The sequence below is a fragment of the Streptomyces sp. NPDC104367 genome (genome assembly GCF_055583825.1).
Genome location: NZ_JBVJND010000005.1, coordinates 236,086 through 258,418, shown reverse-complemented (window position 1 = coordinate 258,418; position 22,333 = coordinate 236,086). Strand labels below are relative to the sequence as shown.

General features: G+C 72.7%; 8 protein-coding genes. All 8 read left to right on the top strand.

Annotated elements, in window-relative coordinates:
• Nucleotide 1 precedes the first annotated feature (1 nt).
• The 8 genes from eccB (at nucleotide 2) to ACZ619_RS10085 (ending at nucleotide 22,286) form a co-directional block, all read left to right on the top strand.
• Entirely contained in the window at nucleotides 2-1,477 is a 1,476-nt protein-coding gene (gene eccB, locus ACZ619_RS10120; RefSeq protein WP_469596520.1) for a type VII secretion protein EccB, read from the top strand.
• A 154-nt stretch (nucleotides 1,478-1,631) separates the two neighbouring features.
• Nucleotides 1,632-1,970 carry a hypothetical protein gene (locus ACZ619_RS10115; protein WP_469596517.1) on the top strand — a complete coding sequence of 113 codons (339 nt, stop codon included), beginning with the start codon at nucleotides 1,632-1,634 and terminating at the stop codon, nucleotides 1,968-1,970.
• Nucleotides 1,971-2,010: 40 nt separating this feature from the next.
• Complete coding sequence (locus ACZ619_RS10110; protein ID WP_469596514.1) at nucleotides 2,011-2,331, top strand: WXG100 family type VII secretion target; 321 nt, start codon at nucleotides 2,011-2,013, stop codon at nucleotides 2,329-2,331.
• 8 nt (nucleotides 2,332-2,339) lie between these two features.
• Complete coding sequence (locus tag ACZ619_RS10105; protein ID WP_469596512.1) at nucleotides 2,340-2,819, top strand: type VII secretion system-associated protein; 480 nt, start codon at nucleotides 2,340-2,342, stop codon at nucleotides 2,817-2,819.
• A 17-nt stretch (nucleotides 2,820-2,836) separates the two neighbouring features.
• Entirely contained in the window at nucleotides 2,837-5,440 is a 2,604-nt protein-coding gene (locus tag ACZ619_RS10100) for an AAWKG family protein (protein ID WP_469596510.1), read from the top strand.
• Complete coding sequence (locus tag ACZ619_RS10095; RefSeq protein WP_469596507.1) at nucleotides 5,437-5,925, top strand: YbaB/EbfC family nucleoid-associated protein; 489 nt, start codon at nucleotides 5,437-5,439, stop codon at nucleotides 5,923-5,925. The genes ACZ619_RS10100 and ACZ619_RS10095 overlap by 4 nt, the downstream gene beginning before the upstream one ends.
• On the top strand, nucleotides 5,918-6,259 hold the full coding sequence (locus ACZ619_RS10090) for a hypothetical protein (protein ID WP_469596505.1): 342 nt from the start codon (nucleotides 5,918-5,920) through the stop codon (nucleotides 6,257-6,259). Before ACZ619_RS10095 ends, ACZ619_RS10090 begins: the two co-directional genes overlap by 8 nt.
• A 7-nt stretch (nucleotides 6,260-6,266) precedes the next feature.
• Complete coding sequence (locus tag ACZ619_RS10085; protein ID WP_469596502.1) at nucleotides 6,267-22,286, top strand: hypothetical protein; 16,020 nt, start codon at nucleotides 6,267-6,269, stop codon at nucleotides 22,284-22,286.
• Nucleotides 22,287-22,333: the final 47 nt, after the last annotated feature.

Genomic DNA, 22,333 nt, shown 5'->3' with positions numbered 1-22,333 from the left:
CATGCAGTCCAAGCGCGACCAGGTCCAGGCGCACGCCTTCGTCATGAACCGGCTGGCCTCCGGCATGCTCATGGCCGATCCGGACGCCCCGGAGAGCCCCCTGGGCCGGACCACCCGGGGCGCGGTGACCGGGCTCGTCGTCGCCGTGCTCGTGGCGGCGGGAGCCGTGGTCTACGGCCTCGTCTCACCCGGCGGCAACGACTCCTGGCGTGCCTCGGGCACGCTCGTCGTCAACCGGGAGACCGGCGCCCGCTACCTCTACTACGACGGCCGGCTGCGCCCGGTGCGCAACTACGCCTCGGCCCGGCTGATCGGCGGTGCCGAGCTGAAGTCCGAGGACGTCTCCACCGCCTCGCTCGGCGACACCCCGGTCGGCGCCCCGGTCGGCATCCCGGGCGCCCCGGACGCGCTGCCCGGCAGCGGGGACATCGACTCCGGTGCCTGGCAGGTGTGTTCGGCGCTGGACGAGGACGGCTCGGCGGTCACCGCGCTGATCGCGGGCGGCCCCGCGACCGCCACCGGGCTCGGCTCCGGCGAGGGGGTGGTGGTCACCGGCCCGGACGGCGACGTGTACCTGGTGTGGCAGGGCAGCAGGCTCCGGCTCGACGCGACGTCCGGCGCGGCCGTCTCCCTCGGCCTCGGCTCGATCACGCCCCGCCCGGTGTCGGCGGCCTTCCTCGACGCCCTGATCGAGGGCCCCGACCTCACCGCCCCGGCGATATCCGGCCTGGGCTCGGCCGGGCCCGTGCTCGGCACCACCGCGAGCAAGGTCGGCCAGGTCTTCCGGGTCAGCGTGCCCGGCTCCGCCGAGCGCCCGTACTACCTGCTGCGCAAGGAGGGCCTGGTGCCGCTCACCGACACCGGCGCGGCCCTGGTGCTGGGCGACCCCACGATCCGCGAGAAGGCGTACGGCGGTGCCTCCCCGACCGCCGCCGAGCTGGGCGCCGACACCCTGAAGCAGCATCTGGCGCCGGGCGCCGAGGGCCGCTCCCCCGACGCCGAGGGCCTGCCCGCCTCCCCGCCCCGGGCCGCGTCGGTCCCCGCCGGACAGGCCGCCTGCGCGCAGGTGGAGCCCGGCTCCGACGGCACCCGGGTCGCCACCACGCTGGTCCCGGTCACCGACCTGGGACCGGTCTCCGCCGCCCCCACCGACGAGGTGACGCCCGCCTGTCTGCGGGTGGACGGCGTCGTCGTACGGCCGGGCCACGGCGCGCTGGTGCGGGCGCTGGGCGCGGACGGCACCGTCGTGGGGGACACCACGTACCTGGTCGCCGACAACGGGGTGAAGTACCGGGTGCCGACGAAGACGGCCCAGGAGGCGCTCGGGCTGGCCGGGGCGAGTGTGCGGGCGCTGCCCGCGCCGCTGCTGTCGATGCTGCCGACCGGCCCGGACCTGGACCCGTCGGCCGCGACCGGCGCGACCCGGCCGCACACCACGGGCCCGTCCTGCACGGGCCGGACCGCCTCCGGAAACTGACCCGGCACCGGGAGAACCCGGAGCCCCGCCGGTTCCGTAGTACGGGGTGAGGGGCCTCCGCCCATTCCCCCTCGGGCGGAGGCTCCGACCCGTTCTCGCAGCAACTCCCGCATTTCCTCATGCAGTTCAGTCCGAACGATCAGGAGGTCCACCCATGGCAGGTGGCGGCCAGCAGTCAAACGAACAGGCGACGCGCAACGGCGTCCAGGCACTGGAGATGGCCTTCAGCGGCATCCTCAAGGCCCGCCAGGACGTCGACAACACCCGCGCCAACCTGTCCTCCGGCTACCAGGGCAGCGACGGCGGCCAGTTCGGCGCCCTGCTGGCGCAGTGGGACGAGCAGTGCAACACCATCCTGCGCAACCTGGAGGACATGGTCGACAAGCTCAACACGAGCCTCGTCGAGCACGGCAAGTCCCAGGGCTCCTCCAACGACGCCATCAACCAGGCCTTCAACGCCTCGCAGTCGGCGTTCGACCAGCTCATCGGCTGACCCACCGCCCGACCGCAGCGACCCGGAACGAGGTTCGAGCATGTCCGACATGACCGACGGCTACATCTACGTCGACTACAACCACATGAACAACGCGGCCGACGACATGGTCCAGCAGACCAAGGCGATCGCGAACACGCTGGCCTCCCTGGAGGCGGAGCTCAACGAGCTCGTCAAGTCCTGGTACGGCAACGACGCCGACATGTACCGGCAGAAGCAGGCGGCCTGGGACACGGCCGTGCACAACATGGAGCGGCTGCTGACCTCGCACGCCTCGCTGCTGACGGACATCTCGGACCAGTACCAGTACAGCGAGAACCAGTTGTCGCAGATGTGGTCCGAAGTCGGCATCGGACGCTAGGAGTTCCCATGGCGGACCTCACCCATCTCGACGGCCCGGCGCTCCAGCTCTTCCTGGACAACGACCTCGCCGACTTCATCGACGCTCTCAAGGCGATCCGCAAGGACAGCACGGCGGACGGCGGCGTGCGGGCCCTCAAGAGCATCGTGGACGGGGCCACGACCACGGACACCCTCCAGCAGAACCAGGCGCTGATCATCGGCCTGGCGGGCACCGACGACACCCTGCACGGCAAGTCGCTGACGACCGCCACGACGGGGGCCGCGAAGAGCGTGGACGCCGTCTTCGCCCAGCACCTGGACCTGTTCGGGGACATCGAGAGCGATCTCAAGGAAACCATCCGCACCCTGCTCAACACGCAGGGCAGCAACCTGCACTCCATCGACGGGGAGAAGATGCTCGACGTCTTCTCCGACGTGGACGGCGACATGACCGAGGACCCCGGCGACACCACCGGCTCCGGTTCCGGCAACTCAGACGACCAGTAGCACCTCTCGGGGATCGCATGCCTTACGACCAGGACGACTACTGGGGACAGGCGGTGACGCTGTTCACCGGCTTCCCCATGCCCAGCCGCGCGGGTCTCTTCGACAAGCTGAAGAGCAAGGAGGGCATCCCGCTCTTCCGCATGGACATCCGCACCGAGGGCATGCGGGTCTTCACCCGTGAGGACTACTCGGTCCTCAACGGCTGGCACGTCGCCAACGGCGACGACTACATCCTCAGCTGGGCGGGGACGGACGACGCCAAGGACGGCTCGGACCACTACAGCAGCGACTTCAGCATCCGCAAGGCGCACATCGTGCTGATCGGCGTCCCGCTCGACGCGGACGGCAAGGCCCGGCTGCTGGACAACGGCGAGTACTTCGGCGGTTCGCCCTTCACCGGCCGCTACGGCGACCAGTGGGACAACTCCGGTCTCGCCCAGTACGTCACCGGGTCGAAGCGGGCGCTGGAGACGCTGCTCAGCGGCGACCACAGCACCCAGGGGTTCTCGGAGAGCGGCGCGAGCGTGCCCGACAAGGACGCCGTCAAACTGAAGTCGTTCGAGACCACCGGCCAGGCCTTCGACCGGGCGAAGCAGTTCTTCGTCGACCGGGCGGCCACCCTCAAGCAGTGGGAGGACTCGCTCGGCGGCGACGACAGCGCCTGGCAGGGACAGGCGGCCGGCGTCTTCCGCGACCTGATCCACCAACTGCGCAAGAACTACGACTCGTACGTGGAGCAGATGGGCGGCCTCGTCTACACCGCCTCGACCACCACGATCGACGGCCACACCCCGGCCTCCCCGTACTCGGACGCGCTGGCCCAGGCCCAGCAGGACTTCAAGAAGCAGACGCAGGTCCTGGCCGACGCCTGGACCACCTGGGCCAACGCCGGTGAACACGACCCGCACCGCGGGCTGCTGGAGATCCTGGGCGAGCTCAGCCTCTGGATCATCGAGAACAACGTCAGTCACATGACGGAGGACACCAGCGGGGGCGACACGTCCTACGCGGCCGACGCCAACTTCAAGCAGAACCACCCGGACTACGGCAGCCTCAACGACATCAACAGCTGGAAGAAGATCGGCGAGGCGGCGGTCAAGCGCTGGAACTCCTACATCGAGCGCGATCTGATCCCCAAGGCCAAGCAGGCCCTGTCCGACCTGAACAACGCGTGGATCGAGGCCATCGACCCGCTGGAGGAGACCCTCGACACCAAGGACACCTCCTCGCTGACCGACCAGTACGAGCACGGTCAGAACGGCGACTCGAACAGCAACGACGACATCCGCGACAGCATCAACGACGCGCTGAACAACCTGGGCGACGGCCTCGGCGACAGCCTCGACAACCTGACGAACAACCTCGGGAACAACCTCACCAACCTCGGCGACGGCCTCGGGGACATCGGGAACAATCTGGGCGACGGCCTCAACAATCTGACGACCAACCTCGGTTCGGGGCTGAACGACCTCACCACGAACCTCGGCGACGGTCTCGGCGGCCTGAGCAACCTGGGCTCGAACCTCAGCAGCCTGAGCAACCTCAGCACCAACCTCGGCGGCGGTCTGGACACCAGCCTCTCCAACCCCGGCGGCGGCACCACCACCCTGAACCCGGACGGCACGCTCACCACGACCTACCCGGACGGCTCGGTCAGCGTCTTCGACCCGACCACCGGGAAAGTCACCACCACGTCCAAGGACGGCAAGACCACCACCCAGGATCTGGACAGCGGCGACAGCATCACCAACCCGGACGGCAGCGTCACCACCCTCAACCCGGACGGCACGCTCACCACCACCTACCCCGACGGCACGGTCACCACGGTCGACCCGGCCACCGGCACGGCGACCACGACCGACCCGCAGGGCAACACCACCACCACGAACCTCGGCAGCGGCCTCGGCGACCTGAACAGCAACCTCTCCGACGGCCTCGACCACGACCTCGACGACCTCAACGACAACCTCGGCAGCCTGAACAGCAACCTCACCAGCTCGCTCAGCAGCCTCCAGCACTCGGGCAGCGGCACCCCGCTGAGCTCCGGACTCGGCCTGGACGGTCTGAACGGGCTGACCGGCCTGAGCGGGCTGAGCGGGCTGAGCGGACTCGGCGGCAGCGGCACGACGACGTCGACCGGCCTCGGCCAGTCCTTCGACGGGTACGACGACTCGCCGTACACCTCGGGCGCCCTCGGGGCCCCGGCCGCCTCCGCCGCCTCCACCGGTTCCGCCGAGTCCTCCTCCGGCTCGCCCATGATGCCGATGGGCGGCATGGGCGGCGCCGGGGCGGGCGGGCAGAACGGCACCAACGAGCGGGTGCGGAACGTCCTCACCGAACCGGGTGCGGGCGGCCCCCTGGGCGGCCGTTCGCGCCGTCCGGGCAAGGGCCGCAACCGGGCCACGGGCGCCGAGGACGAGGCGGAGAGCACGACCACCGGGCGGGCCAGGATCACCACCAGTTCCGCGGCCTCCCCGTTCGGCCCGCAGTCCGCCGACGGGCGCCGGGACGGGCTGCGGACGGAGAGCGGCGAGGAGCGGGCCAGCTGGCTGGCCGAGGACGAGGACGAGGACGTGTGGGGCGCGGAGGAAGGCGGGGCACCCTCGGTGATCGGACGATGAGCGGCTCCTCGTACGAGCAGCGGCTCGCGGAGGCGATGGCCGAACTGGACGCCACCCGCACGGCGGTGGCCCGCGCGGAGGCGGAGATCGCCGAGGCGTCGGTGACCGTGCGCTCCAAGGACCGCAGCGTGGAGGTCACCGTCGGCCCGCAGGGCGAGCTGACCGGGCTGCGGTTCCTGGAGGACCGGCACCGGTCCATGGCGGCCGGGCAGCTGGCGGCGAGCGTCCTGGAGGCGGCGACCGAGGCGCGCGGGGAGATGGCCCGCCGGGTGATGGAGGTCTTCGAGCCGTTCACCCGGCCCAGCGCGGGCGTGCCCGAGCTGAGCGGGGTCGACGTCGACTGGGGCAGGATCTTCGGCTCGGCCGTCCTGGAGGACGAGCCGGGCCGGTCTCCGCGCCGCTCCTCCGGGCACCGGCTGCGCGACGAGATCAGCGAGGACCCCGAGGACTCCGACTACTCCGGGAAGGAGCACCGTCATGGCTGACGGCAACGCCTACTTCGCCGACCCCGGCCGTATCCAGGCCGGGGTGCGCCAGGTCGACGAGATCAGCTCCGTGGCCCGGGAGATGATCCGCGACTTCGTGTCCGCGGTGAACCTCACGCGCGACTGGCCGGGCAGCGACGACGAGTTCGCGCGCGAGGTCGGCCCGCAGGAGAAGACCGAGCGCGAGTCGGTCACGGACACCGGCGAGGCCATCTCGGAGGCCGTGTTCCAGGTCGCGAACGGCACCACCACCAACCTGCGGAACATCGTGGGCACCCAGAGCGGTGTGCTGGACGCCATCCACGACTCCGCGAACGGCCCCGGAAGGCACTGACACACCCATGGCCATCCATGTCTCGCCCGAGGTCAACAACCTGTTGTTCGTGCTCATCGGCGAACGCATGCTCCAGGCGGACGAGGACAAGGCCTACCAGAGCCACGAGGCGTACGACCGGCTCGGCAAGCAGCTCACCAAGCTGTCCGGGCTGATCGAGGAGTCGGTGATCGAGGTCGGCCGTTCGCTGCCGCCCTCGGTCGCGCGCAACTACGTCCGTGCGATGAACCTCTTCGTCGACGACAACGGCCGCAACCTGCTGAAGGAGTTCGCCGACGAGCTGGACGTCGTCGCCCGGGGCCGGGTCGAGACGTCGATCAACATCATCGAGGCGAAGTGGCAGATCATCGCCGAGATCGTCCGGCTGCTGATCGAACTCGCCGTGATCCTGGTGATGTCCATCTTCAGCGGCGGCACGACGGCCGGGGAGGCGGCGGTGGCCAGGGCCCAGACCCGGGTCACCATCCTCACCATCCTCGACCAGCTCATGAAGCGCACGCATCTCATGCCGAGCCTGAGCGAGGCGTTCGACGAGGCGTTCACGACCTTCGCGGTCCGGCTGGCACTCATCGCGTTCGGGCCGAACGGACGGCGGCCGAACGGCTTCGACTGGGGGCAGATCTTCCAGGACGCCGTGTTCGGCGGGATCACCGGGCTCTTCCACGGGGCGTTCGAGTCGCTCACGGACAAGTTCAAGAACTTCTTCCGGCGGAGCCATCTCGACGACACGGTCTTCAAGAAGTTCGACGACGGCATCACCTCGAAGCTGGACCGGGACATCCCGTCGTCCGCGAACAACCACCGGGACGTCGGCACCCGCGACACCCACACCGGCACGCACACCGACAGCCACGGCGGCATCGGGGACGACATCGGCGACGCCGTCCTGGAGGGCGCCGCCGAGACCGCCGGCGAGTTCGTCACCGTGGGCCTGTTCACGGGCAGTTGGGCGGTGAGCGGGGACACGTTCCTGGGGGCGGCCACCAGCGGGCTGGTGATGGGCGCCGTCTTCTCGGGCGTGGCGAAGTTCGGCTCGCAGTTCAACATCAACATCAACGCGGTCAACGACGTCCGGGCGATGGACCTGGACGGGGAGACCGGGACGGCCGGGAACACCGCGGTCCGCTCGATCCCGGCGCCGGTCACCTCGGGCACGTCGGACACGACCTCGGGCACCCGGTCGAACGCCGGCTCGGGCACCGGTTCCGGTTCCGGTACGTCGTCGGGCGCGGCGAACCCTTCGCGCACGTCCGGGACGACCCCCGCGTCGGGCACGTCCAGGACCACGCCGACGACCAGCCGGGACCACGACACCGAGGACCGGGCGCCGGAGAAGGAGGAGGAGCAGGGGCAGGGGCATGAGCAGGGGCACGAGGAGCAGGAGACCGCCGCCCCGGACCGGACCACCACGACCTCCGACGGCTCCACGGCCCGGACACGGACCCCGGAATCGGACCCGGCATCGGACCCGGCATCGACCCAGGCACCCACCCCGGTCAGGACCACGTCGGCCCCGTCCTCACCGGCCTCCTCACCGGCCTCCTCACCGACGCACCCGACCGGCCAACCGGCCACCGCCCACACCGACACCACCGGCACGGCCACCGACAGCGGCGACAAGGCCGACATCGAGGAGCCCGTGACCGCGCCCGAGATGGAGACCGCCACGTCGGGCCGGACCCCGGACCAGACCTCCACGGACTCCGACGCGCTCACACCCCCGGCCCCCGTGACGACGACCGTCTCACCCTCGTCCTCGGTCCCGCTCTCGTCCTCGCCCTCGTCCTCGTCCTCGCACCCGGGGGCGTCCCCGTCGGCCGTCGCTCCCGTGCACGGGTCCACCGCCGGCACGTCCCCGTCGGCCCCTTCGTCCGTCGCCGCCCAGGACCGCCGCCTCATGCGGACGGTCCCCTTGCGCGAGGGCGAGGAGCTGCGGGTACTGGAGGTCAGAGGCGACGGCGACTGCTTCTTCACCTCGCTCATCGCCGGGCTGCACCACCAGGGCCACGGTTCGGCGCTGACCGCGATGGACGTCCAGCAACTGCGGGACCACGCGGCGGACGCCTTCCGCGGATCGGCCGCGTACACCGAGATGAACAACCGGGACGCGCTGGACGTCCTCATCCAGGACATCGGGCTGAACGACCTGACGGAACTCATGGGCGCGGTCACACCGCCGCCCCTGTCCGCCGAGCAGCAGGCGGTGATCGAGGACCGGCTGCGCAGGAACCTCTACGCCGAGCAACTGCGGCAGCTCGCCCCGGCCCCCGCCGACCGGGCCATCCTCACGGACCTGCCCGACGCGGCCGTCCGCGCCCTGCAACCCGGCTACCGGCCGACACCCGACGGGACCCAGCAGGCACAGCGCGACACCCTCACCCGGGAAGTCCAGCTCAGCATGGTGCGGGACCGGTTCCGGAGCATCCTCGCGCAGGACACCGACGCGGCCAGGCAGATCTGGTCCCGCCTGCTGCGGGAGAGGTTTCCGCGGTGGGCGCCGCAGACCCCGGATCTCGCCGACTTCCGGACCCGTCAGTTCGGCGATCTCGTCGCCGAGTCCATCCGTGACCGGAACATGTGGACGACGCCGTTCTTCGACTCGGCCCCGCACGCGGTCGCCCAGGCGCTGGACCTGAACATCACCGTGGTGGACCCCACTCGGTACGGCCCCCCGGACACCGACCTCAACCCCGCCGCGGGCAGGCCCGTCTACGTCTATTACAACGGCACCGACCACTACTCCGCCATCGAGAACTCCCCCTCCCAAGCGCCCGCGGAGCAGGCCGGGACCTTCGTGAGGCCGGCCACCACCAGCAGCGCGTCCGGCCACGCCGACGCGCTGATCGCCTTCCTGCGCGACCAGCCCGGCCTCGACCTCGAACAGCGCCTCCTGGACCGCCTCCAGGGGCTGAGCCCCGCCGCCGTCGGTTCCCTGCTCGGCTCGACCCGCCGCCGACCGCCCACCACCGGCTCCGGCTCCGGCTCCGGCTCGAACAACCCGGGCAAGAACAGGAAGCAGGGCAAGGAGAAGGGCAAGGAGAAGGGCCAGGGCCAGGGCAAGAACCAGGGCGGGAAACCGAACACCAAGACCGAGTCGTCGTCCTCGGACACCGCCTACAAGCAGGTCATCACCCATCCCGGCTACGCCACCGGCGACCAGTTCGGCATCGCCGCCGCCCTGCTCGGCGACCCGGACCTCCATGTCCTCGTGAACAGCGCCGCACCCGGCAAGGACCCGCGCGACAAGGGCAAGCAGATCGCCGAGTTCTACCGGCAGAGCGGCATCCACTCCGACCGGATCCGCCATGTGGAGGGCCTGACGCCCAAGCAGGCGAAGGACAGGTCCGACGAGTTCGTCCGGGAGATCAACAGCGAGGCCCCCGGCTTCAGCGCCCTCAGCAAGGGCAAGGTGGGTGCCCTCAGCATCCCGGTGGGCTCCGGGACCACCTGGATCGGCGGCAACTTCAGCCAGGGCGTGCGGGACAGGGTGCGCGAGGGCTGGCGGCTGGACGCCAAGGGGTTCACCACCGAGGACGAGGCCAAGGTGGCCGCATGGCTCGCCACCAAGGGCGTCACCGTCGAGCCGGGCCGCAAGGTGATCGTCCTGTGGTCCCGCTTCAGCGGCAAACGCGGCGACATCCACGTCGAGCACGACACCAGCTACACCGGCATGGGCCAGCTCCTCACCGGCATCCACGACCGCACGAGGAACGACCCGCCCGGTCCGCTCGTCATCATCACCGGCGACGCCAGGGTCAACGCCCAACGCCCGGCGCACTACCCGCAGATGACCCAGAAGCACTGGGAGGAGGGGCTCGACGTCCACGACCTCACCGACTTCTGGGACGACAAGGAAGGCGTGGCGAAGTGGGGCGGCAGCAGCCGTGCCGGACAGATGCGGCTGTTCGAGTACCTGAACCGGCAGAGCGGCGGGGACCTGAAGCACCTCGGCTTCCGCAGCGGCAACCTTGAGGCGATGGCCCTGGCCGGTCACCAGGTCAGGTACCTGGAGGAGCCGGGCAGCCTGGGCGGCGACCGAATGGCCAAGTGGCACGCGGCCAACTCCAGGGCCGCTCTGCACACCGGCTACGAGCGCATCCTCATCCGCCGGCCGCCGACGCTCTCGGGCCAGATCGCCGTCGACGCACAGGCGGTGTGGAAGAGCAGGGAAGAGGAGTACAAGAACCCGACACCGGACCAGAAGGCCGAACTCAACACCCTGGCCGAGGCGTTCAAGCACCCGCAGTGGGTCCGCGGCAAGACGGACAAGCGGGGCATCGACAAGCCCTACAAGGACCCGCGCGACAAGGGCTTCCTCGACGAGGACGTCGCCCAGATCACCGAATACCTCGCCGGCCCCTCGCCCGCCCCGCCCACCGAGCCCACCCGCCTGGTCACCCGCCCGGTCGGGCAGGTCCGCACGCTGACCGACACGAGGGTGCCGGACACGGACGTACGCGGCTACGAACTGGGCCGGAACCGAGCCGAGAACCAGAACGAGAACCAGGAACAGAAACAGGGCCAGGACCAGGACCAGAGCCAGAGCGAGAACCAGGGCGAGAACCAGGGCGAGAGGCAGGGCGAGAGGCAGGGCGAGGGGCAGGGCGAGGGGCAGGACCCGGGACAGAACCAGGGCATCGCGTCCTTCACGCCCGCGGACTGGGCCCGCAGGGAGCGCCGCTATCCGGTGGTGACGTCCGCCACCGAGTACTCGGACCACCGCCCCAAGCGCAAGGTGCTCACCGGCGCCCCCAAGGAGGTGCCCTGGCGCGGCCAGACCGTGTCGTTCTTCGCCGGACACGGGCAGCCGACCCGCGTCGAACTCGCCCTCGAACAGCCCGGCCCGGACGACACGTTCACCAGGGTCGAGGTCAGCGGCCGCGAGCTGGGCCGCTATCTGAGCCGCTGGGGCGGGCTGGGCCCGGCCGGCCGGCCGATCGTCCTCTACTCGTGCTTCACCGGCGCCTCCCCCACCCACGGCGGACTGCCGGTCGCCCAGCACGTCGCCAACGTGACCGGCCGCCCGGTGTTCGCGCCGACCACCAAGACCGGCACGGTGCTGGACAGTTCGGGCCAGGTCAGGCCGGTTCTCGATGTCGAGTCGGACGACACCCAGGTCACCGCGGGCCAGTGGCGGGTCTTCCGTCCCGAGCCGTCCGGCGACGCCCTGGCCACGCTCGCCGGCCACGGCGGCATGCGCGAGGGCGAGGGCGACGGCCCGCTGGACCCGTTCGCGGCCAACCGCACCCTCCAGCTCGTCCGCACCCTGCGCGGCACCACCGGCCTGGAGACCGGCGCCGACCCGGAGCTGCTGCGCGGCCTCGGTGCCCTGGAGCGGCTGCGCTGGAACAGCACCGGGCACCCCTACACCGACGCCCGGATGACCCCCGAGGTACTCACCCGCATCACCCGCGACGCCCTCGGCCTGCCCGCGACCGCGACCCCCACCCCGGACCAGTACCGCGCGCTGCTCGCCGCCGCGGGCACGGCGGACCCCGGCACCGCGCCCCACCAGCTGCTCGCCGCCCAGGGCGCCCCGGCCGGTGCCGCCGGGCCCCAGCCTCCCGCCGGCGGGACCCGGACGAACCCGGCCCGGGACCCCCTGTGGGAGAGCGGGCGGGGCCAGGGCGGCAAGGCGAGCGGCTCCAGGCCGACCAAGGAGGAGAAGGCCGCCCGGTTCACCAAGCAGCCCGATTCCGGTCCGGCCCTGACGAAGGTGCTCCAGCACCCGGGATACGCGACCGGTGACCAGTTCGGCATCGCCGCCTACCTCCTCGGCGACGACAACCTGCACGTCGTCGTGGTGCGGGACCCCGGCAACCCGCGCGACCGCAGCGCCGAGATCGCCGAGTTCTACCGGGCGAGCGGTGTCCCCCGCGACCGCGTCCACGAGCGGGAGATCACGGCCGGCACGGACGGCGACGCCCACGCCCGGGAGATCTTCGACGACCTCAACGCCCAAGCGCTGGAGGGACAGGCACCGCTGTCGAAGACCAGGCTCAGGAACCTGATCCTGCCGGTGGGCGGCGGAACCGAGTGGATCGCCGACAACTTCACCCGGAGCGTGCGGGAGAAGGCGCGCAGGGGCTGGGGGCTGGACGACGAGCGTTTCCCGGCCGCGGAGGAGGCCAAGGTCGCCGAGTGGCTCGCCACCAAGGGCGTCACCGTCGAGAAGGACCGCCAGGTGATCGTCCTGTGGTCCCGCTTCAGCGGCAAACGCGGCGACATCCACGTCGAGCACGACACCAGCTACACGGGCATCGGCCAGCTCCTCACGGCCATCCGGGAACGCACGAAGGACAAGCCGCCCGGCCCGCTCGTCGTCATCGCGGGCGACGCCAAGGTCAACAGGCACCACCGCGACCGCTACCCCGACATCACCGCCGTCCACCGGGACCACGGACTGGACGTCCACGATCTCACCGACTTCTGGGACGCGAGCAAGAACGACGGCGAGGGCGTGGCGGCCTGGGGCGGCGACACCCGCATCGGCCAGATGCGGCTGTACGAGTACCTCCACCGGCAGAGCGGGGGCAACCTCAAGCACCTCGGCTTCCGCAGCGGCAACCTCGAAGCCATGGCGCTCTCCGGCCACCAGGTCAACTACCTGGAGGAGAACGGCAGCATCGGCGGCCGGCGCATGGCCAAGTGGCACGCGGACCAGGCCAGGTCCGAGCTGAAGACCGGATACGAGCGGATCCTGATCAACCGGCCGCCCACCCTCTCCGGTCAGATCGCCGTCGCCGCGCAGAAGGACTGGGAGGAGACGGGCCAGGCGTTCGGGAAGCAGCCGTCCCCCGAGCAGAAGGCCGCGCTCAACGAGCTCCAGGAGAAGTTCAAGCACCCCCAGTGGGTCGCCGGCAAGGAGAAGAAGGACGGCGTCGGCAAGCCCTGGAAGGACCCCGCGGAGAGGGGCTTCGAGGACGCGGACGTCAAGGCCGTCACCGACGGTCTCCTGGGCCCCGTCGAGACCCCCGCCACTGGTGCCCTGACCGAGGGCCGGACCTTCACCAGCGGGGACGGCCGGCACTTCGGCGAGGAGTCCGTCGTCGGCAACGGCGACTGCTTCTTCCGCTCGCTGCTGGACAGTGCCGCGTTCCAGGACCCGGGGGCCGCACCGCTCGCCGCGGGCGTCCGCGAGCTGCGCGACCGGGCGGCGGACGCCTTCACCGGCTCGGCGGCCTTCCACCGCCTCAACGAGCGCGACGCCCTCGACGAGCTGGTCCGCGACCTGCGCCTGGACCAGCTGCACACCGTCCTCGGCGGGCCCCTGCCCGACCTCTCCGCCCGGGACCTGGCGGACATCGACGCGCGGCTCGTGGCGAACATGTACCGCGCGGAGCTGTACCGCAGGACCGACCCCGCCGACCGGGGTGCCCTCACCGACCTGCCGATCGACGCGGTCCGGGCCCTGCTGCCCGGCTACCGTCCCGACCCGGCCGACGCCCCGTCCGCGCAGCGCGTCCGGATGACGGACGAGGCCCGGAAGGCGATCCTGCGCGGCCGGCTCAACGAGCTTCTGGCACAGGACGGCCCGAAGACCGAGCGCGCCTGGCGCGCACTGCTGAACACCGGTTACCAGCGGTGGGCCCAGAACAGCCCGCCGCTGTCCGCCGTCCGCGGACGCGGCCTCGGTGATCTCGTCGCCGACTCCGTCCGGGACGTCTCCCTGTGGAACACGCCCTTCTTCGACTACGCCCCCGACCACGTGGCCGAGGCCCTCGACCTCCGTCTCGTGGCCGTCCGCACCGACGGCCTCCCGGAAGCCGAGCTCAACCCGGGCGGCACACGGACCGTCCACGTCCTCTACAACGGCGTCAACCACTACTCGGCGCTGTCCCCGGCGGAGGCCGGCGCACCGGGCGGACCGACGGACCTCCCGGCACCCGGCTCCTCCGCGGGCGCGGGCGCGGGCGCAGGTGCGGGCGGGAACGGGAAGGAGACCGCGAACGCCCGGGGCGACGCAGGCACCGGCTCCCCGCAGGTCCCGAACGACGTCCGGGCCCCCGAAGGCCTGCCCGAGCTGCTGGACTTCCTGCGCGCCCAGGCCCCCGGCACCAGCGAGACGGCCCTGCACGGCCTCCGCGGCCTCCACCCCCGTACCCTCACGGCCCTGGGCGCCTCCCGCGCCGAGGAACCCCCGCAGCCGCCCCCGGCCGAGGAGAAGGGCGACCCCGAGCCCCCGGCGTCCGCGGACCCGTTCACCGACATCGAGGCGGAGCTGCGCACCCACCGCCCGCCCCGGCTGGACCGCTCCCTGCTGCCCCCGCCGCCCGCGCGGGGCCCGGTGTCCTTCACCGACGGCAGCGCGCTGCCCGAGCACCTGCACGAGTCGTACGGGCACAGCCGGGCCACCCTGCGCGGCACCGACGAGGTCGTCCGGGAGATCGGCGACCGGGCCGGGCTGCCCGACGACGTCCGGGCCGCTCTCGACCGCGCCCTGCGCGCCACCCCGCACGTCTTCCACGGCGACGGCTGGCTCTCGCCGGCGTTCACCGACGCCGGGGGCCGGACCAGGGTCATGCGGGTGACCACCCGGCCGCACGGGGCGTGGGAACGCTTCACCGACGCGCACGGCAGTCCGGTCAAGGTCGACGCCGGACACCGCAGCCAGGTCGCGTCGGGCCCGAGCCGGACCGTGGCGCAGACCAAGCGGCTGGGCGGTTCGGTGCCGATCGGACCGCCGGCCGGCCCGGTGGCGTACGGCAGGGTCGGCGGCACGCTCACCTACGGGCGGTCGTACGACTACGCGATGCAGGACCAGGCCCTCAGCCAGGTCGAGACCCGCATGGGCGACGGCTCCCATCTCCACCTGGACGACGTGCAGTACGAGGTGTCCTTCGAGGGCGCCCCGACCGGCGCGGGACCGGGCCGGCTGCCCGGCGGGTTCGCCTCCGGGGAGGGCCACTTCACCTTCGGCGTCCGCAACGGCCTCGCCCTGCGCATGTCCGACAACCAGACCGAGGCCGGTGAGCCGGGGCCGGTGCCGCGGACCATCGCCATGGGCCCCGAGAGCGACTACCGGCTGGTCCACACCGAGGGGTACGGCCCCGTCGAGGCGATCCGCAAGTGGGCGCTGGAGCGGACCGGCGCCCGGCCGGGCAGCACCGCCCACCAGGAGCTCTCCGGGTTCTTCAGCACCGAGAACTTCCACCGCATGGCCGACCGGCTGGCCCGGGGCAAGGTGCCGACCCGCCAGCTCCTGGGCGAGGACCGGGCACGCTCACCGCTCGGCGCCTTCGTCGTGGAGAAGGTCGTCCCCGGTGAGGCGGTGCTCCTTAGCGAGACCGAGGCGGCCGAGATGCGCAACACCGTGCAGCAGACGGTGAAGAACGAGCGCGGCCTGTCGAAGTCGTACGGCTTCGAGGTCTACGGCAGCCTCGGGCCCAGTGTGGACCTGACCACCGGCGGCGTGGCCAGTCCCCGGCTGCTGCTGGCGGCGGTCGGCCGGTACGCGCGCGGCACCACGGTCGGGCAGATGTTCGGCGGTTCGGGCGGGCGCAAGATCGTGGGCCGGGCCAAGAAGGTGCCGACGGAGCTGTACCGGGTGCGCAAGACCGTGTGGGTGCGGCGGACCGGCGACGCCCGGGCGACGCCGTTCGAGACGTGGAGCCTGGACCGGATGACCCGCACCGAGGCGCGCCGCCTCGCGGGCTGGGACGACGGCACGACGCTGCGCGGGAGGAACGGCAACGAGCCGCCGCCGCCCGTCTATCTCGCCGACGACGAGCCGGCCGTGCTCGGCATGGCCCGCCCCGAGGCCTTCACCCGCGACGGCGCCGACGGCACCGAGCCCACCCTGCTCCAGGAGTTCACCGACCAGGTGATCGAGGCCGCCGCGCGCCGCTACCCGGACATGATCGCCCCGCTCGCCGAGCTGGAGGCGCGCACCGGGCGGTGGCGCGACCCGGAGCGCTACCGGCTCGCCCTCGCCAACACCCTCTCCGTCATGGAGTCCCTGTCCCACCACAGCATGGCGGGCGGCCTCGAAGCCGTGCTGACCACCGGCGTCCGGATCACCCTCACCGGCCCCGGCCGCTTCACCCGCGCCCACCGCCACCTCTGGATCGACGGCCGGATGACCGGCCGCCGCTACGAGGGCACCCAGAACGACTTGATCCTGCGCGGGAGTTCCCCCGGCACCGAGCGGCTGGACGGCTCGCAGAGCGTCGGCCGGACCCTGGAGACGGGCTTCGACGCGGGCCTCGCGATCCGCGGCAGGGACCGGGACCCGGTCGGGGCACCGAAGAACCTCGGCAACCTCACGGCCGGACCCCGCTGGGCCTGGCAGCGGGGCCGCAGGACGGGATACGGGTCGACCGTCTCGTACGAAGGACTCGCGGTCAGCGCCCTCCCCTCCCATCTGCACAGCTACCAGCTGGAGCTGACGGCGAGGAGCGGCGGCTACTGGCGGCCGCGCAACCTGTGGCGCGGACTGCCCTCGCTGGGGCTGCTGGGCACCGGGATGTTCGTGCACGCGGAACCGGAGACCGACCTCGTCGGCGGTACGGCGGACCGGGCGGCGGTGCGCGGCCGGGTGCTGCTCTCCGTGCCGGACGAGCACACGCCCGCGCCGGGCCCCGGTCCCGCACGGCCGGCCCCGCGGCCCGTACCCGCGGTCGACGAGCTGACCGGTGAACGGGCCCACGCGCTCGCCACCGGACGCGAGAAGGAAGCCGACCCGTTCGGGGACCAGCCGTACCAGACGGTCGGCGTCGGCGGGCACAAGGCGCTGGCCGCGGCCACCGAGGCCGTCATGAGCACCGCGTCCGGCGGCTCCTGGCACTTCGGGCAGTCCGGCGCCCCCGCGCACGACGCCATGCTGCGGCCCTTCCAGCCCCAGTACCTGACCGCCGGGTTCGACCAGACCTCCGGGACCGGCGGCTCCCGGATCGACGGCCTGTTCGGCAAGGGCCCCTACCTCAACCGGCTCGGCGCCCTGGTGCACCGCACCCGGGTGGTCAACCCGGTCGTGGTGTCCAAGCCGGTCAAGCTGGAGACGGAACAGACCGTCGGCAGCGACACCCAGTCCTCCGGTGCCGTCACCACCAGCACGACCTTCACCGTCACCGGCGGCGCGGGCTACGGCGCCTCGCACCCCGCCGGCCCCTCGCTGGCCGGGTCCTACGGGATCTTCGGCCGCTGGGGGCGCTCCCGCGGCACCACGCACACCGTCAACCGGACCGTCACCTCGGAGATGGACCGCGACGACGAGGGCTACAAGGTCCTCGTCTCCGGCGACACCCGGCACGACGTCCTCGCCGCCACGCGCTCCGACGGCGTGCTCTCCCCGGTGTACGACCTCGCGACCCGCTTCCGCGGCGGCTGGGTCGGCAAACGGCTCACCTTCGCCGCGGACTGGCTCGGCCACCTCCCGGAGAAGGCCGCCCACCGGCTCGGCCTGATCGACGACAAGCTCGGCGAGGTGCCCCGGTACACCGAACGCGCCTGGTCCCGGCCCGGCTGGCTGCGCGCCAACCCCTTCGGCTCCTACCCGGTCAACTCCCTCGACGCCACGACCGTACTGGCCGAGTTCGACAACGCGTTGCGCACCCTCAACGCCGACGACGCGAGCCGGGCCCGGGTGCGCTCGCTGGTCACCCCGCGCGCGCTGCGCTCCCTGCGGGACCGTCTGACGTCGGGCGGTGCCGCGGCCCCGACCCGGGTCGGCCGCCTCAACCTGGGGAAGGTCCACCTCGGCGGCCGCACCGGCACGCTCCGGGTCGAACTGATCGAGGGCACGGAGGAGTTCGACGGCCTCGACCACAGCACGACCTTCCAGGACGCCCGGGTCGCCGCCGAGACCGTGGAGAGCGGTGCGGTGACCGGGCGCGGCTGGGGCGCGGGCGCCGCGGTCGGCGAGGGTGTGCGGACGGGGGCGGCGGGCGCGCCCGCCGCGGGACCGGCGGTCACCACCGCGGGGGCGGTCGACCGGCAGACCGGCAGCGGCACGTCCACGACCCGCTGGAAGTCGTACGTCTTCTACCCGAACGAACCGCACGCGGAGTTCGTGACGCCGTACCGCCTGCGGCTGACGCTGACCCTGGACGACGGACGGAACGTGCAGCGGGAGGGAGACGTGGGGCGGCTGCGGGAGCAGGTGCCGCTCAGCCTCGCGGTACCCCACCAGGACGCCCCGGCCACCGCCGCCCCGGGTACGGGTACGGGTCCGGGTACGGGCCCGGACCCGCTGGGCCCGCCCGACCTGACCCCGGGCGACCCGAAGGTGACCGTCTGGCGGGGCGGCAAGGTCACGCCCGAGGCGATCGACGCCTGGCGCTCGGCCGGTCCGGCCTTCACGCTGCCCTCCAACGGCTTCCAGGTACGCCGACTGGTCGGCCGGGACACCCTGCACACCGCCGCCGAGCTGGCCGTGGCCAGGGCGTACGGCGTGCGCCCCGGGCAGGCCCAGTCGCTCTCCGGGGACGGCCTGGCCGTCGCCCGTGCCGCCGCCCGGCGCACCCCGCTGACCCGGCCCGGCTCCGCGTCCGCGCTCGCCCTCGACGGCGGCACCGGCGACGCCTCGCTGGCCGCCTTCTTCGGCGACGCCCTCACCCCGGACGGCCATCAGGTGGCCGGACTGGTGGACCCCTCCGTCGCGGGTGCGCACGGCGAGTTCCGGCTGTACGCGCGCCCGGACCTCACCGGGGCCACGCTGCTGACGGTGGCCCCGGAGAGCACGATGGAGAGCGCCGAGCGCCACACCGACTCCTCGGAGGTGTCGGCCGGCCGCACCGAGACGCAGGACGCCGTGCTGGGCGGCCAGGCCACGGTGGCCGCCGGCGCGGCCGGCAGCGCCGTGCCCGGCGCGTCCGGGACCCTCGGCAACGCGGCGGACACCGACACCGCCAAGGCCGCCGGCGCCGCCGGCACGCAGTCCAACGTCAAGCCGAAGACGGGGCGTTCGTTCCTGTTCGCGATCCCCACGGACTGGCTGGGGGTGGCCGAGGTCGAGCACGACGTCAAGGACAGCGCGGTGGGCGACCTTGTCGGCAGGGCGCTCGGTCCGTTCGGTCGGGTCCGGCCCGGACCGCAGGCCGTCGAGACCCGGGGCCAGGTGCTGGCCTGGGTCCGCGAGGACGAGGCCCGGCGCCTCGGCCTGATCACGGACGACACCTTCCCCGAGCGGGTGGCCGACGCCTGGTCGAAGGTCGCCGCGGCCGGCACCGCCTGGGCCGACGCCGACAAGGCGTACTGGACGACCCGCCGCGCCGTCGCCGACGCCCGGGAACGGTACGGCGCCGCCCTGTCCCGGCTGTCCGACGCCCTGCACGCGCTCACGACGGCGTCGGACACCGTCGGCACGCCCCCGGTCACCGACCCGCTGCGGACCGCCGTGGCGGAGGCGAACGCGGAACGGAACGCGGCGGTCCGGGAGCTGCGGAGGCTCTGGGCCGACCTGGCGCCCCAGCGGACGGCCGCGCGGACCGCGGCGGCGACGTTCCACGCGACGCGCGCGGCGACGGACCGCCTGACCCGATGGCACCAACTGCCCGCGAACGGCACGACGGGGGGAACCGGGACGGGGGCTGGTGGAACCGGGACGGATGCCGGTGGCGGGGCTCGGGGCGGCGGTGTGGAGTTGCGGGGTGGGGTCGCGGAGCCTGCCGGGCCGCAGTTCGAGGCTCCGGCCAAGGCCGCGAAGGCGTCGCCCGAGCGGTACGCGGAGGACGAGGACGGCACGCTCACCTCGCCGTCCGGCGTCCCGTACACCCTCCTCGACGTGCCCGAGGACGGGGACGGTTTCTACCACGCGCTCGCCGAGGGCCTGAACCTCACCGAGGCCGGGCTGCCCGGCCACCTGCCCCGGACGAGCCGCCGTGAACTGGTCGACGCACTGCGCGACGACCTCGCCACCGCCCTCACCTCCGGCGACCACCCGGACCTGCTGGCCCTCGCCGTCCCTGACCGCACGGACACCTTCACCAGCCCCGAACTCGACGCCGCCGGGGTCGACTTCGCCGACGGTACTCCCGAGGCCCGCGAACTGGCGGCCGCCGAAGGCCGGTTGCCGCTGTACGGAACCGTGCCGGAGGCCGGTCGCGCCGCCCTCGCCGCAACCCAGCTGCGCCGCGGCGGCGGCACCGAGGCCGGCTGGGACCACGGGGCCGCCGACCTCCTTCCGGCCCTGGCCGCACGGCACTTCGGCGTCACCGTCACGGTCGTGCGGGAGGACGGCGGCTTCCAGGACTTCGGACCGCGGGCGGGCTCGACGGGCACGACGGGCACGACGGGCACCGGCCGTGTCGTACTGCGCCTGAAGGACCGCCACTACCGGCCGGCCGCACCCGGGTCCGCGCCGGACCGGCCCCCGCTGCCCGCCCCGGAGCCCGCACCCGAACCCGCGCCGAAGCCCGCGCCCAGGTCCTCCGCCTTGCCGGAGCCGTCGGGGGCCGCCCGTCCCGCCCACGCCGTCGCGCCCTGGACCGCCCGTCCCGGCGCGCGCGGCTGGCACCGCGACCCCGCCACCGGTCCCGGCACGCTCACCGGCCCGGACGGCACGGTCCACGACCTCGTCGAACCCACCGGCGACGGCAACAACTTCTGGACCGCGCTCACCGCCTTCGACCCCCGGGCCGCCGACGCCCCGCACCACCCGCTGCCACCGGGCGCGGTCCTCGACCGTACGGCGCCCTTCACCGCGGCCGAACTCTCGGACGCCGGGGAGAGCCTCGGCCACGACGGGCGGCCGGTGGCACGGTTCCACGCCACGGCGGGCCGCGTCCCGGACGACACCCCGCTCACCGCGCCCCAGGAGCGGGAGCTGATCCGCACCCAGGTGCGCACGGCCCGCCGCTGGAACACCGCGACCACCGGAACCGCCGCCCGCATGGCCGCCGACGCCACCGGGGCGACCGTCCGGATCGTCGCCGAGGACGGCTCGACCCGGTCCTTCCCCCCGGCCGGCGGAGAACTGCACGCCCGCACGGTGACGCTGTACCAGCGGGGCGGGGAGTTCCTGCTCGCCCGGCCCCGGCCGCCCGCGCCCCCGGCCGGAACCGGCCCGGAGGACCCGGACTTCCTCGCCCTGGAGGTCACCGGCGCCGACACCGAGGGACTGACGGTGGGTGCCGCGGCGAGCGCGGCCTGGATGCTCACCCCCGACCTGCCGTTCGCGGTGCGCGACCTGGACCTCGGCAAGGACGACCTCGGCAGCCTCTTCCGGCGGATCGGGCACCGCCTCGGCCCGGCGGTCACACCGGAGTCGGCGCGGCGGCAGTACGGCATGCCGGAGAAGAACTTCGGCAAGTTCCGCCGGCTCGCCCGCGAGCGGGGGCTCGTGATCGACGTACGGCCCACCAACCCGACCGCCGCCCACTGGCTCGACCGGGGCATGCTGCCGAAACCGAAGGACATCAAGGCCAAGACGATCAACGAGCTGGACGTCCGTCTCGGCGCCAGGCAGCAGGACATCGGCCTGGTCGGCTACTTCGAACCGGTCCTCCCGGAGCGGTCCGACCACCCCGACCTCTCCGACACGACCTGGGAACGGGTGCGGGGCAGGTACGCGCAGCGATTGGACGAGTTCCAGCAACTGGCCGATACGATGCGCAAGTTGAAGGATCAGGACCGGTTCCACGTCGAGAACGGCCTGGTCCTCGGCCGCGAGGGCGACACCCCCGACGGCACGCTCAAGCCCATCACCGGCGACCACGACGTCTTCAACCTGACGACGCCGGGCGGCGGGCGCCTGAGCACCCCGGTGTACGACGAGACCGTCGAGGCGATGACCCACAACGACATGGCCGTCATGCACGGCGCGCACCTGTACTGGAAGGCACCCCGAACGCCGTTCAGCGAGGGCGTCTTCAGCAAGATCGTGCAGTCGCACGGGCCCGGCGGCGAGCCCCTGATCCGCTTCCGCCCGGAGAACGACCTCGTGCGCCTGGTCCACTACACCCCCGCACCGGCGCCCGCGCCCGCCCCGGGCACCGGCTCCACGGTCATCACCCCATCCCTGGTCTGGGCGTCCCCACCGCCCCACCCACACCACGACGACGCAGCACACAGCGGGAGCAGTACGTGAGCAGTAGCGAGGAAGGGCGGGATCGGCACCTCCCGTCGGACGCACCA

Bases quoted from the DNA above. Each gene is read 5' to 3' on its own strand.
- eccB (WP_469596520.1), top strand. From the start codon at position 2: ATGCAGTCCAAGCGCGACCAGGTCCAGGCGCACGCCTTCGTCATGAAC.
- ACZ619_RS10115 (WP_469596517.1), top strand. From the start codon at position 1,632: ATGGCAGGTGGCGGCCAGCAGTCAAACGAACAGGCGACGCGCAACGGC.
- ACZ619_RS10110 (WP_469596514.1), top strand. From the start codon at position 2,011: ATGTCCGACATGACCGACGGCTACATCTACGTCGACTACAACCACATG.
- ACZ619_RS10105 (WP_469596512.1), top strand. From the start codon at position 2,340: ATGGCGGACCTCACCCATCTCGACGGCCCGGCGCTCCAGCTCTTCCTG.
- ACZ619_RS10100 (WP_469596510.1), top strand. From the start codon at position 2,837: ATGCCTTACGACCAGGACGACTACTGGGGACAGGCGGTGACGCTGTTC.
- ACZ619_RS10095 (WP_469596507.1), top strand. From the start codon at position 5,437: ATGAGCGGCTCCTCGTACGAGCAGCGGCTCGCGGAGGCGATGGCCGAA.
- ACZ619_RS10090 (WP_469596505.1), top strand. From the start codon at position 5,918: ATGGCTGACGGCAACGCCTACTTCGCCGACCCCGGCCGTATCCAGGCC.
- ACZ619_RS10085 (WP_469596502.1), top strand. From the start codon at position 6,267: ATGGCCATCCATGTCTCGCCCGAGGTCAACAACCTGTTGTTCGTGCTC.